The sequence below is a fragment of the Massiliimalia massiliensis genome (assembly GCF_900155615.1).
In the GTDB taxonomy this organism is placed as follows: domain Bacteria; phylum Bacillota; class Clostridia; order Oscillospirales; family Ruminococcaceae; genus Massiliimalia; species Massiliimalia massiliensis.
This window is the reverse complement of the sequence record NZ_FUHT01000002.1, coordinates 221166-233882: the sequence shown is the minus strand read 5'-3', so window position 1 is coordinate 233882 and position 12717 is coordinate 221166. Positions and strand designations below refer to the sequence as shown.

Below are 12717 nucleotides of genomic sequence, written 5' to 3'. Positions count from 1 at the left end.
GAGATGAATACAAAAAGTATCATGATCGTCGGTGTCGGCGGTCAGGGAACCCTGCTTGCAAGCCGTCTGCTCGGCAGCGTTTTAGTGGATCAGGGATATGATGTGAAGGTGTCTGAGGTACACGGGATGAGCCAGCGCGGCGGATCGGTCGTCACCTATGTAAAATATGGCGATGAAGTGTACTCTCCGTTGGTTGAAAAAGGGGAAGCGGATATTATCCTGGCATTTGAGCAGCTCGAAGCGGCAAGATGGCTGCCTTATTTGAAGGAAGGCGGGGCTATCGTAACCAATACGCAGAAAATGGATCCGATGCCGGTTGTGATCGGCACGGCAGCCTATCCAGAAGGAATTCTGGAGACAATTGAAGAGACCGGTGTGCGGCTGCATGCGGTAGACGCACTTAGCCTGGCGGTAGAAGCCGGATCGTCCAAGGCAGTGAATGTGGTGCTGATGGGCGTCGTGGCTTCTCATATGGATTTTGCAGAGGAAGTTTGGAAAAAAGCAATCCGGGAGACAGTTCCTTCCAAATTTGTAGAAATGAACCTCAAAGCATTTGATTTGGGCTATCAGTCCGGAAAATAAAGAGTTGGAGGGATTTTCATGGCTATTAAACAAATTTCTGCATTTGTGGAAAACAAATCCGGAAAACTTGCTGAGATCACCAGCTATTTGAATGATGCTGAGATCAACATCCGCGCGTTTGCCATATCTGATACGGCTGATTTTGGGATTCTGCGGATGATTGTCAGCGATCCGGAACGGGCGGAAGAAATCCTTCAGGATAATCGGGTTTCGGTTTCAATCACCGAGGTGCTGGTGGTTTCTATCCCTGATGTGCGCGGCAGCTTTGCACAGTGTGTGAAGGTATTGGCGCAGGCGGGCGAAAATATTGAATATGCCTATGCGTTTTTAACACCGGAGGCAGGCTGTGCGACCGTAATTATCCGCGTCGACGATCCAAAGGCTGCAGCGAAGGCACTCAGCGATGCCGGAATCCGCGTGCTGGAGCAGGATGAGATTATCTGATGAATAAAAAACACCTTCCTAACGGAAGGTGTTTTTTATTCATGTCAAGGCCTAGCCGTTTACGTTATAATGTTCGGACAGAAGGTTCATAGCTTTAAATAATTTATACGTATAAATAAATGGCCCTACGATAATTAAGGAACCGAGGACATACCATCCCCAGAATGTACCGGCGCTAAAGTCATAGGCAATCCCTCTTCTCTTCAGCTCATTGCTGATACGGGTTGAGAGATTGTGATACCATACGAGAAGACCGATTCCGCACGTAATCCCTGCGATTATAAAAATCAAGAGACAATAATGCATGGTTTTCTTCCCGTCATAGCGGCTTGCAATGACATTGATGTCAGTTGAAACTGATGACATTACAACAATCCCATAGATGCCAAAGGTAATTAAAGACAAAAGCACGAATTTTAATAATCCTCTGTTTGTCTTTAACTGGCCTACCGGCGCAGTTGATGTCTGATATGTTGTTTGCGTATCCATATGTACTCACCCTTTTCAATGAATTATGATGCTTGGATTATAAATGAATTATGAAATTTTGTTAATTATATTTTGAACAAATAGAATAGTTTTGTGGAAAATCAATTAAAGCCTTTGTCCGTTTTTGGAAAAGATGCAAAATAATAAGGAAAAGAAAGGAAATAATTACAATTACTGACAAGCCAAAAGAGAAAAATTACATTGTTTTTCCATATTGAATGTGATAAGATGGGGTTACCGAGATGAGACGAGGAGGAATCAGCCATGTCAATGATAAAATTTCCGGACAATTTCCTTTGGGGAGCTGCGACGGCTTCTTACCAGATTGAAGGTGCATATAATTTAGGCGGGCGGGGAGAGTCTATCTGGGACCGTTATTGCCGTACGCCGGGCAATATAGAAGACGGTACATCCGGGGACGACGGATGCGACCATTATCACCATTATGAAGAGGACGTCAAGCTGATGAAGGAGCTGGGGCTAAAAACCTACCGGCTGTCTATCGCTTGGCCGAGAATTTTTCCGGAGGGGTTTGGGAAACCAAATCCGGATGGAATCAAGTTCTATAAGAAGCTTTTAACCCTGCTCAAGAAAAATGGCATTCAGGCTGCCGTTACCCTTTATCACTGGGATTTGCCGCAGAAGCTGCAGGAAATCGGCGGCTGGGCAAACCGGAAGGTGGTTGATTACTTTGTGGAGTATGCGAATCTGATGTTCCAGGAGCTGGGCGACCTGGTGGCTTATTGGATCACCTTGAATGAGCCATACTGCACCTCTTTCCTCGGCAACTGGGTTGGCCGCCACGCGCCGGGATATCATGATTTTGGCACTGCGCTTCTGGTTGCGCATCATCTGCTGCTGGCGCATGGAAGGACGGTAAAAGCCTTTCGCGCGACTGGATTAAGGGCTGCAATCGGGATTACCCTCAATATGAACTACAACTATCCCAAAACAGACTCTGTAGAGGATCGTACAAAGGCGGAACTTTGCCATGCGGCTTGGAACCGTTGGTTTGCTGATCCGATTTTTAAGGGCTGTTACCCGCGGGAAGCGGTACAGTGCTACCAGGAAAAGGGAATTATGCCGAAATTTGATTCAAAGGATTTGGCTGAAATGATGCAGCCGATTGACTTTTTAGGGTTAAATAACTATTTCAGTGTTCAGGTAAGCAAAGACGCGAATAATTGGCCGCTGGAAGCGAAGGAAGAAAATTTTGGCGACGATTTCACCGAAATGGGCTGGGGAATCAACCCGGAAGGGATGTATGATCTCTTGATGCGCCTGACCGAGGACTACGGAGGCGTCAAAATCTATATCACAGAAAACGGCGCTGCTTTCCGTGACCTGATGGATCATAATGGAGAGGTAGAGGATAACAATCGGATTGAGTTCCTTTACCGTTATCTTTCCGATGTGCATCGTGCAATTGAGGACGGAGCGAATGTCCAGGCGTATTATCTCTGGTCTCTGATGGATAATTTCGAGTGGGCATTGGGATATTCCAAGCGCTTTGGAATTATTTATGTGGATTATGAAACCAAACAGCGCACCATCAAAAAAAGCGGCCGGTGGTATGCGGATGTCATTAAACATAATGGATTTGAGAAATAAGAAAAGCGGCTTTTGGCATTTTACCAAAAGCCGCTTTTCTTTTTCATCTAAACTGTTCATACAGGATTAGAAATAACTGGTTTTACTTGCAATTATAGAGCTTTTACGATATGATAAAAAAGAAAAGAACCAGAAAGGGGAGAAGGGATGAAACGGTTATTTTTTCTGCTGATAATGCTTTCTTGTCTCTTGTTTTCAGCAGGAGCTGTTTTAGTATCCGCGGATGCGGTACAAACGCATCCGGTAGACGTCGGGAACTTTAATGATTACGGTGACGGCGGCGGAGACTGGGGCGGCGGCACCACTGACTGGGGCTGGGACGATGACGATAATACCGGCGCTTGGGCCGGCGGAGGAAGCAGCAGCGGAGGCGGCGGCAGCTTTAGCCTTCCGGTCTTTGTAGTTGGAATTGGGATTATAGTATTATTTTTGCTCTACAAAAGCGCTAAAAAGAAGGATGCCGCTAGAACAGGGGCAAGAACTGCTTCTAATATGGGAAGCTCAGCAGGGATGCCGAAGGTACCCGATAATACAGCGCAAATTGCTTCGGCGCTGAGGAAATATGACCCGAATTTCAGTATGGATGAGTTTTTGGGATGGACGAAGGAAGTATTCATTACCCTTCAGGAGGCATGGACGGAAAAGGATTGGGAAAAGATCCGCCCGTTTGAAAAGGAATCCCTATATCAGCAGCATGCAAAACAGCTTCAGGAATATAAAAATATGGGCCGTACAAATGTGATTGAACGGATTAATATTAACCACGCTTATTTCTATGCCTATAACCGGGATAAGGAATACGAATATCTAAAGGTTTATATGGCGGTTCGGATGAACGACTATATTGTAGACGACCGCACCGGCGCTGTGATTAAAGGAAATAAGGAACGCCCCTGCTACCTGCAGTATATCCTGACCTTTATGAGGAAAACCGGACTGACAACCGGTGAAGCAACGGGCGAGAAAAAGACGATCGAATGTCCGCACTGCGGTGCTCCGGTAGAGATTACCAGCTCCGGCAAATGCGAGTTCTGCGGGCATATTATCACAACCGGCCAGCATGACTGGGTGCTCAGTGATATGATGGGAGTCAAACCCGGTGTGCCGATTGGTCCGGGCGGTGTGCGGATTCAGCCATAAAGGAGAGAAATACAGATGGCTTTATTTGATAAGCTGGCTTCAGCTGCTTTAATAACGGTCGCCGCGGCAGTTGCAGTTGCGGCGTCTGATGACAAGGATGAGGATGGGTCGCTGTCTTATAGACTGACCGGAAATGACGCGGCTTATATGCCGGCGATCCTGCGGGATTTTCCTGACTTCCAGCTGGAACCGGCAAAAGCGGCGGTGACAGACTATGGAGCTACGAAGCTTGAGGAAGAACACAAGGGCGAGAAAATTAAACGGTTTGTATCGCATGGCATGGTAGTACTGGGCTATCAGAGAAGGCAGGCCGGCGCCTCTATCCTGTTCCAGACCATGTTGGTGATGGAAGTGGAGAACGGGAATGAAGTCGAGAAACACGAAGCTCTTTTTGAAACAGAATATGGCTGTGGGTTCGATTTGGGGAATGCAAGCCGATGTGGTTTCTGCGGAGCCCCTATCCGGAATATGGGCGTTCGGCGCTGTGAGTACTGCGGATCCGGATGGGCACCTGAATGGAAGGTAGTCCGTATCCATAATATGAGCTTTCAATAGATCATGAGATAGAGAAAGGTGTGAACCACTATGGGTTTTATTAAAATGGCAACCAGCGCGATCAGCACGACATTCAAGGATCAGGTCGTCGACTATTTCCGGTGTGATGAAATTCCGGAATATGTTCTGCTGCGTCCGGCGATGAAGGTGCTGCGCCAGGGAGTTGTCAACAATGCAAGTGAAAATGTCATTACCAATGGGTCGGTGTTCGATGTCGGCATCGGCCAGTGCGCAATTTTAGTGGAGAACGGCAAGGTGCATGATTTCTGCGCTGAGCCGGGCCAGTACCGGTATGACAGCACATTGGAGCCGTCCTTCTTGGGGAACGGTGTAAAGGATATCGGAGACAGCTTTAAAACAATGCTTACCCGATTCAGAGCAGGCGGACAGTCTACCAACACAATGAAAATCTTTTATATTAATATGAAGGAAATTATTGGCAATCGGATTGGCATTGGGGACGTTCCGTTCCGTGACGGGGAATTCGGATTTACTGTAAGGGTAAAAGGATACGGTAATTACTCCTACCGGATCACCAACCCCATGCTTTTCTTTGAAAATGTATGCGGCACCACGATCGGTGATTTTACCCGTGCCCGGATTGACGAGCAGCTCAAATTTGAGATGATGTCAGCCATGCAGCCGGCTTTGGGAAAAATTGCCATGAAGGGAATTTCCTATGACCAGCTCATCAATTATCCAAAAGAGCTGGGCGAGGCGGTGAACGCGGAGCTTTCCCCGGAATGGGAGGAACGCCGTGGGATCAGCATTGTCAGCGTTGCCATGGCGCAGATTACCGTGGATGACGAATCTGCGAAAAAGATTGCAGAGTTCCAGGAATCCCGAGTCTATACCAATATGAACATGATGGGCGCAAGAATGGGAACTGCGCAGGCAAATGCGATGGAAAAAGCGGCTGAAAACTCTGCCGGCGCCATGACTGGGTTTATGGGAATGGGTTTTGCCCAGCAGTCTGGAGGCGGAACCAACGCAGCGCAGATGTTTGCGATGGGACAGCAGCAAGCGGAGGAACAGGCAAAGCAGGAAGCGCCTAAAGACGATAGCTGGACCTGTGAATGCGGTGCAAAATGTACTGGAAAATTCTGCATGGAATGTGGAAAACCAAAGCCGCAGCCTAAGGCCGATGGATGGGAATGCCCGGAATGCAAAACAATGAATAAGGGTAAATTCTGTATGGAGTGCGGTACGAAAAAGCCGGCCGGCGCACTGCTTTACCGATGCGACAAATGCGGCTGGGAACCGGAAGATCCGGCGCATCCGCCCAAGTTCTGCCCGGAGTGCGGAGACCCCTTTGGCGAAGAGGACGCTGTCCGGGAATAAAGCGATTAAAAGCATATTGCAGCCGCAATATGCTTTTTCTTTTTCGGGTCTTTCGAAACCGTACGGATCGTGGTACAATAATAAAGGACAGGGGAGGGGAATGGGAATGACAACGGTGACGCTCATGATCTTCATAATTGGGCTGGCTGTACTGGCAGCGGCAATGATTTATGCGGCGGTCAGTTATCTCCGGTTTTACCGCAGGGAGCATTTCACCTGCCCCAAATGCGGCTGTTCGTTTAGACCTAAGGTATTAAAAATGATTTTTTCCGTCAATGCAGTGGAAGGAAAGATAATCCAATGCCCGAACTGTGGGAAAAGGGAATATATGGAACCAAAACAAGACCGACAGGAGGAATAAAAAGGTGAGATTGCTTCACTGTTCAGATTTGCATATTGGAAAGCGGGTAAACGGCTTTTCCATGCTGGAGGATCAACGTCATATCCTGGCGCAGATTTTGGCCGTCGCCGTCCGGGAAGCGGCGGACGCAATCCTGATCGCAGGAGATATCTATGATAAAACTATACCGTCGGCAGAGGCAGTGGAACTCTTTGACTGGTTCCTGACCCGGCTGACGGAGCAGGGAAAACCTGTTTTTTTTCTGAGCGGAAACCATGATTCTCCGGAACGGCTCGACTATGCCAGCCGGATTCTGCAGAATCAGCAGGTATATATTGCAGGGAGCTATCATGGCACAGCTTTAACCCATACCCTTTCTGACGAATACGGGCCGGTGCATGTGCATTTGGTTCCCTTTCTGAAGCCCGGGATTGTGAACGGCGCCCTCCAAACCCACTGTGAAAGCTATCAGGAAGCGATGGAGGAGGTGCTTAGGGAGCTGCCTGTTCGGCCGGATGAACGCAATATACTGGTTGCCCATCAGTTTATTACGGCAGGCGGAGTTTCCCCGGAGCAGTCTGATTCCGAATTGATCTCACTGGGCGGTGTGGATCAGATTGATGTTTCTGTATTTGACGGGTTTGACTACGTAGCCCTGGGGCATATTCATGGCCCGCAGCGGATTGGCCGGGATACCGTGCGCTACAGCGGGTCGCCGCTAAAATATTCCTTCTCGGAATGCAGACATCAAAAATCTGTCTGCCTTGTAGAACTGCGGGAAAAGGGGATAGTTTCGGTTCGCCTGATCCCGATGCATCCTCTGCGCGATATGCGGAAAATCAGGGGCAGACTGGAGGAGCTGCTGTCGGAAGAGGTTGCCGCTTTAGCTGACCGGAATGATTACCTTCATGTCACCTTGACAGACGAGGATACTATTCTGGATGCGATTGGCAAGCTGAGGAGGGTTTATCCCAATGTGATGCAATTAGAGTTTGAGAACAAACGGAGCCAGGATTCGGAGGAATATGGTTTTTTCACACAGGAGGCGGTAGAGGAACGCTCTATGGACAGCCTGTTTTCTGAATTTTACCAGAATCAAAACAACCGACCGATGGACGAGGCTCAGAAACAGTTTTTGGAGCAATGTATCCGGCAGATTGGGGAGGTGGAGAGATGAAACCGATCAAACTGACACTCTGTGCTTTTGGGCCTTATGCCGGGAAAGAGACAGTGGATTTTACCAAGCTGTCCGGACAGGGATTGTTTTTGATTACCGGCGATACCGGGGCCGGGAAAACAACCATCTTCGATGCAATCTGCTTTGCTCTGTTCGGGGTGGGCAGCGGGGATGTCCGCGAAACAAAAACCATGCGGAGCGATTTTGCCGGGCCGGAGGAGGAAACCTGGGTGGAGCTCACATTCAGCCATCTGGGCAAACTCTATCGGATCAGGCGCAATCCGAAATATGACCGCGCTAAAAAGAGCGGAACCGGCATGACTTCGCAAAGCGCCAATGCGCAGTTGGATACGCCGGACAAGGTCTATACCGGATACAATCCCGTCACAGAGCAGGTTGAGCTTTTGCTTGGAATCAATTACCGCCAGTTTAAGCAAATCGCTATGCTGGCGCAGGGAGAATTTTTGCGGCTTTTGCTGGCCGACAGCAAAGAACGCGGGGATATATTCCGCAAGGTATTTCACACGGAACAGTATGCCGGCCTGCAGGCTGTACTCAAACAGGAAATGCTGCAAAGCAAACGCAGGCGGGAGGAACAGCAGCAGATTCTGCTGCATTTGAAAGAGGAAATTCTCTGTGAAACCGATGAAGAAGAGACGGAATCACTTCGGAGACTGAAGGAAACAGCAGAGATTTATGACCTTCCTGAACTGGAGGAACAGCTTGCGGGCTATCTTCGGCTCCTGGCGGCACGTCAGCAGGCCTTGGGCGACGAATTAACGCAGGCAGGCCAAAAGGCGGAGCAGCTTCTGTTACAGGTGAATGAGGCAAAGCGAGATAATCGGCTGTTCGATCAGTGGGACGCAGCGAAAAAGAGGCTGGCCTGGTTTGCAGGAGAACGGGAAAGCCAGAACGAACGGAAAGAGCTTCTGAAAAGGGCAAAAGCAGCGAGCTTTTATGTTAAGCCGGCAGAGGAACAGCTCATACGGATTGGACGGGAGAAGGATCTGCTTCTGGCACAGCTTGAGGAGAATCAGGAAAAACTGCGTACGGCCGAAGAAAGGGCTGACCGCCTTTTCGCGGAGAAATCGAAGGAGGAGGCAAAAGAGCCGCAGCGTGCCCAGCTCCAGAACGAAATCAGGAGACTGGAGGAACTATTCCCGCAGTATGAGCAGGCAAAGACCTTGAAAGAAAAAGCCGACAGGCAAAAGGCCTGCTTTGAAACTCTTCTGGAAGAAAAGAGATTCCATGAGGAAAAGCTTGTACGGACGATAGAACAATTACGTTCGGTGACAGAGCAGGCGGAGGAACAACAGGAAAGGCTTGGCCTTTTGGCGGACTGTGAGCCGGCGTGGGAAAAAAATAGAGCTCAGCGTGAAGCCCTGCATACACTCCGTCAATCTTTTGATGAATTGGAACGACAGCGAAAGCGGTATCTGCTTCTGAGCCGGCGGTATGAGGAGACGGAAACGGCCTGCCAGCAGGAAAAGCAAGCCTTTGACTGTCTGGAGCAGACATTTTACCGGGAACAGGCCGGACTGCTGGCACAGTCGCTGGAGGCTGGGAAGCCCTGTCCGGTTTGCGGCTCTACCAGCCATCCTGCTCCGGCCGCTGTCAGCACAGCCGCACCCAGCGAGGCGCAGCTAGAAGCAGCCAAGCAGAGGCTGGAAGCGGCGCGTACTGCCTGGCAGTCGGCAAGCAAGGAGACAGCGGCCGCTCTTGCGCAGATGCAGTCGGGAGAAGAAACAGTGTTATCCCGCGCGGAAGGAATCGGACTGCCTTCGGATATCGTTTTGCTGTCTCATGCACTGACGGAACGGGAATGTGCGCTGGCGGAGGCCGCAGAAAAACTGGAAGGCCGGAAGCAGCAGCTTTTGCGGACCAGGCAGCAGCTCCAAGAATTATCAGAGCAAAAACAGATACTGGCGCCAAAGCAGGAGAAGCTGGCAAAAGAGAAAGAACACCTCGATCAGAGACTTGTAGCAGAGCAGCTTTTATATAAACAGATGGAAACCGAATATCAGGCGGTTTCTGCCCGGCTGCCCGGGCTGGGAGAGTCTCAGATCAGGCAGGAATGGAAGGAGAAGAAAGCTTCTCTGCAGGAGTCAAAGGAGCATCTTTCTGCCGTTCAGGGAGAATGGCAGAAATGGAATGACTCGGCGGGCAGAGGAAAGGCGGTTGTTGAGGAACAGCAGCTCCGGCTTGCCGCGTTAGGCCGGCAGCTAGAGGAGGCTGAGGAAAAATTCACCTCCGCGCTCCGGGACAACGGTTTTTCAGACGGGACGCTTTATCAGCTCGCCAAGGAACAGGAGGAAAACATCCCTGTGCTGGAAGGACAAATCCAACAGTTTGAAACGGAATATACCAAGACGTCCGCTGAGGAAAAACAGCTCGGTCTCCAGCTTGCAGGTAAAGAAAAACAGCAGGTGGACGGGCTGGAACGATTGCTGGAGGAGATGAAAGAAAGAGAGTCTCGACTCCGGGAAAAAATTCAGTCGCTCCATCATCAGGAGAAAACAGACCGCAGTGTGTTAAAACGCCTGCAGGCAGGCAGGGAAACGCTTTCCCGGACAGAGCGGGACTATATCATGAAAAAGGAGCTTTCAGATACTGCCAACGGGGAGCTCTCGAAAAAGGTGAAGCTCCCGTTTGAGCTCTTTGTTCAGAATGCCTATTTCCAGCAGATTCTATACCGTGCGAACCAGCGCCTATTGAAGATGACTTCAAACCGCTATGAGCTGGTACAACGGCAGGAAACAGCAGATCTCAGGAGTATTGCTGGGTTGGAGATCGATGTCTTTGACCAGTATACCGGAAAACAACGGAGCGTAAGGTCGTTGTCCGGCGGGGAATCCTTTAAAGCGTCCCTTGCGCTTGCGCTCGGACTCTCTGACATGATCCAGAGCTTTGCGGGCGGTATCCGTTTGGAAACGATGTTCGTGGACGAGGGATTCGGCTCGCTGGATGAGGAATCCCTTTCCCAGGCGGTCGAGACGCTGCAGGGGCTGACGGATTCAGACCGGCTGGTAGGGATTATCTCCCATGTAAATGAACTGAAGGAACGGATCGAGCAGAAAATTGTGATCAGCAAGGGAAGACAGGGAAGCCATGCCGAGGTTGTAACCGGATGAATTTTCAGAATATTCGTATATCAAATCCGCAGGATCGGATATACTATAAGGGTAACGAAAGAAAGGATGGAGATAGGATGGAAGAACAAACTCGGTGGAATTTGCGGAAAATGTACCCGACGGATGCGTTGTGGTATGAGGACCTCAAGGAGACTGAGCATCTGTGCGGGGAATTGGCTGCGCGGAAGGGTCATTGTGCAGAAAATGCACAGGCACTGCTGAAAACAGCACAGCAGTATTTTGGGCTGGATCAGAAACTATATCACCTTGTGGTATTTGCCAACTCCAATTTTGACCAGAATATGGCGGACAGCGAGGCGAAAAAGCTGTATGAAACGGCACAGAATACCGCTACTGCAATAGGGGAAAAGCTGTCGTTCCTGGCGCCGGAGCTAATGCAGTATACACCGGAGGACTTTAAGGAGTACTGCGGCGAATGTCCTGAGCTTGCCTGCTACGCCTCTTTTGCGGAGGATTTTTTTGCAAAGAAAAAACACATTCTTTCAGATGTGATGGAGCAGATGATGGTGCGGATGAATGATATGGGCGCCTCCTTCAGCAAGATTTTTGAGGATTTGGTGATCAATGACCTGGCTTTCCCGAAAATTACCGCGCCGGATGGGAGAGAGTTTGCTGCTTCAGAGGCAAATTACCATACTGCCCTGATGAGCTACGACCGTTCCTTCCGGGAGGCTTATTTCAAAGCGCTGCTTGGAACCTACGGGAACTATCGGAACACGATCACTTCTATTTACTATGGCTCTGTGAAGGACGACTGCTTTACGGCCAAAAACCGCCGTTATCCAAGCGCTAGGGCTATGAAGCTGTTTCATAACCATATCCCGGAGGAGGTTTATGACAACCTCATTGAAACTGTGGGGCAGAATGTGGCGCCGATGCACGAATATGTTGAATACCGCAGGGGAAAAATGGGACTTGACGCGCTTCATTTTTATGACCTGTTTGTTCCCCTGGTTTCCGAGGGTGACCGCAAATACACCTATGAGGAGGCACAGCAGCTTGTATTGGAAGCGACTGCGGTGCTGGGAAGCGATTATACTGCGCTGGTACGCCGCGCTTTTGCAGAACGATGGATCGATGTTTATCCGCGCGATAATAAAAGAACCGGAGCCTATTCCACCGGATCCTATACCTCTTATCCCTATGTCCTGTTAAACTTTACCGGGACGCTGGACGATGTCTTTACGCTGGCACATGAATTGGGACATTCGATGCACACCTATTTTAGCTGCCGGAATCAGCCCTATGTCTATTCGGGATATAGTATTTTTTGTGCAGAGGTTGCCTCCACGCTGAACGAGCAGCTCCTGAGCGATTACCTGTTCCGGCACGCCTCCTCCAAGGAAGAGCAATGTCTCCTGCTTGATAAGAAGCTCAACGACCTGCGCTCTACCTTTTACCGGCAGACAATGTTTGCGGCCTTTGAACAGCAGACGCATCAATGGGTGGAAGAAGGAAAGCCGCTCCTGCCCGAAGAACTTTCCAGACTGCACGGTGAGCTGAACCGGCAGTATTATGGGGAGCGGTTTGCAGTTGACCCGGAGCTTTGCAATGAATGGGAAAGAATTCCGCATTTCTATACTGCATTCTATGTTTATCAGTATGCGACGGGAATTGCGGCGGCAACTGCAATTGCAGACCGCATTTTCACGCTGGGTGAGCCGGCGGTCAGGGATTACCGCAAATTTCTCTGCGGCGGGAGCAGCCTGCATCCCATCGAAATGCTCAAGGTTGCCGGAGTGGATATGGCAAGTCCGCAGCCGGTGCTGGCGACCGCGCAGGTATTCCGCGATACCCTTGCACAGCTCAAAGCGCTCCAGGCTGAATAAAATGATACCAATGCAGAACGTCCCTGCGGGAAAAACCCGCAGAGCCGTCATGTTTTT

General features: G+C 49.8%; 11 protein-coding genes. 10 read left to right on the top strand and 1 reads right to left on the bottom strand.

What is annotated here, in order from left to right:
• The first annotated feature begins 3 nt into the window (after nucleotides 1-3).
• A complete protein-coding gene (locus CZ360_RS01060) occupies nucleotides 4-582 on the top strand; it encodes an indolepyruvate oxidoreductase subunit beta (protein WP_077532356.1) in 579 nt (192 codons plus the stop codon).
• An 18-nt stretch (nucleotides 583-600) separates the two neighbouring features.
• Nucleotides 601-1026 (top strand): ACT domain-containing protein, encoded by a 426-nt coding sequence (locus CZ360_RS01055; protein WP_077532355.1) that lies wholly within the window; start codon nucleotides 601-603, stop codon nucleotides 1024-1026.
• Between the two features lie 51 nt (nucleotides 1027-1077).
• Here CZ360_RS01055 and CZ360_RS01050 read toward each other — a convergent pair whose 3' ends face one another.
• Nucleotides 1078-1515 carry a DUF4234 domain-containing protein gene (locus tag CZ360_RS01050; RefSeq protein WP_077532354.1) on the bottom strand — a complete coding sequence of 146 codons (438 nt, stop codon included), beginning with the start codon at nucleotides 1513-1515 and terminating at the stop codon, nucleotides 1078-1080.
• A 264-nt stretch (nucleotides 1516-1779) separates the two neighbouring features.
• Between CZ360_RS01050 and CZ360_RS01045 the strand changes: the two genes are divergently transcribed.
• The 8 genes from CZ360_RS01045 to pepF all read left to right on the top strand — a co-directional run bounded on the left by CZ360_RS01045 (nucleotide 1780) and on the right by pepF (nucleotide 12660).
• Nucleotides 1780-3126 carry a GH1 family beta-glucosidase gene (locus tag CZ360_RS01045; RefSeq protein ID WP_077532353.1) on the top strand — a complete coding sequence of 449 codons (1347 nt, stop codon included), beginning with the start codon at nucleotides 1780-1782 and terminating at the stop codon, nucleotides 3124-3126.
• Between the two features lie 147 nt (nucleotides 3127-3273).
• Nucleotides 3274-4266: a Tim44 domain-containing protein gene (locus tag CZ360_RS01040; RefSeq protein ID WP_077532352.1), complete on the top strand. Its 993-nt coding sequence runs from the start codon at nucleotides 3274-3276 to the stop codon at nucleotides 4264-4266.
• Between the two features lie 15 nt (nucleotides 4267-4281).
• Complete coding sequence (locus tag CZ360_RS01035) at nucleotides 4282-4821, top strand: hypothetical protein (protein ID WP_077532351.1); 540 nt, start codon at nucleotides 4282-4284, stop codon at nucleotides 4819-4821.
• A gap of 30 nt (nucleotides 4822-4851) precedes the next feature.
• On the top strand, nucleotides 4852-6162 hold the full coding sequence (locus tag CZ360_RS01030; RefSeq protein ID WP_077532350.1) for an SPFH domain-containing protein: 1311 nt from the start codon (nucleotides 4852-4854) through the stop codon (nucleotides 6160-6162).
• 106 nt (nucleotides 6163-6268) lie between these two features.
• A complete protein-coding gene (locus CZ360_RS01025; RefSeq protein ID WP_077532349.1) occupies nucleotides 6269-6523 on the top strand; it encodes a hypothetical protein in 255 nt (84 codons plus the stop codon).
• 4 nt (nucleotides 6524-6527) lie between these two features.
• Nucleotides 6528-7679, top strand: a complete 1152-nt coding sequence (locus CZ360_RS01020; RefSeq protein WP_077532348.1) for an exonuclease SbcCD subunit D — start codon at nucleotides 6528-6530, stop codon at nucleotides 7677-7679.
• A complete protein-coding gene (locus CZ360_RS01015; protein ID WP_159438061.1) occupies nucleotides 7676-10810 on the top strand; it encodes an AAA family ATPase in 3135 nt (1044 codons plus the stop codon). Before CZ360_RS01020 ends, CZ360_RS01015 begins: the two co-directional genes overlap by 4 nt.
• 77 nt (nucleotides 10811-10887) lie before the next feature.
• A complete protein-coding gene (gene pepF, locus CZ360_RS01010) occupies nucleotides 10888-12660 on the top strand; it encodes an oligoendopeptidase F (protein WP_159438060.1) in 1773 nt (590 codons plus the stop codon).
• Nucleotides 12661-12717 lie beyond the last annotated feature (57 nt).

Bases quoted from the DNA above. Each gene is read 5' to 3' on its own strand.
- CZ360_RS01035 (WP_077532351.1), top strand. From the start codon at position 4,282: ATGGCTTTATTTGATAAGCTGGCTTCAGCTGCTTTAATAACGGTCGCC.
- CZ360_RS01055 (WP_077532355.1), top strand. From the start codon at position 601: ATGGCTATTAAACAAATTTCTGCATTTGTGGAAAACAAATCCGGAAAA.
- CZ360_RS01060 (WP_077532356.1), top strand. From the start codon at position 4: ATGAATACAAAAAGTATCATGATCGTCGGTGTCGGCGGTCAGGGAACC.
- CZ360_RS01045 (WP_077532353.1), top strand. From the start codon at position 1,780: ATGTCAATGATAAAATTTCCGGACAATTTCCTTTGGGGAGCTGCGACG.
- CZ360_RS01050 (WP_077532354.1), bottom strand. From the start codon at position 1,515: ATGGATACGCAAACAACATATCAGACATCAACTGCGCCGGTAGGCCAG.
- CZ360_RS01015 (WP_159438061.1), top strand. From the start codon at position 7,676: ATGAAACCGATCAAACTGACACTCTGTGCTTTTGGGCCTTATGCCGGG.
- CZ360_RS01025 (WP_077532349.1), top strand. From the start codon at position 6,269: ATGACAACGGTGACGCTCATGATCTTCATAATTGGGCTGGCTGTACTG.
- CZ360_RS01040 (WP_077532352.1), top strand. From the start codon at position 3,274: ATGAAACGGTTATTTTTTCTGCTGATAATGCTTTCTTGTCTCTTGTTT.
- pepF (WP_159438060.1), top strand. From the start codon at position 10,888: ATGGAAGAACAAACTCGGTGGAATTTGCGGAAAATGTACCCGACGGAT.
- CZ360_RS01030 (WP_077532350.1), top strand. From the start codon at position 4,852: ATGGGTTTTATTAAAATGGCAACCAGCGCGATCAGCACGACATTCAAG.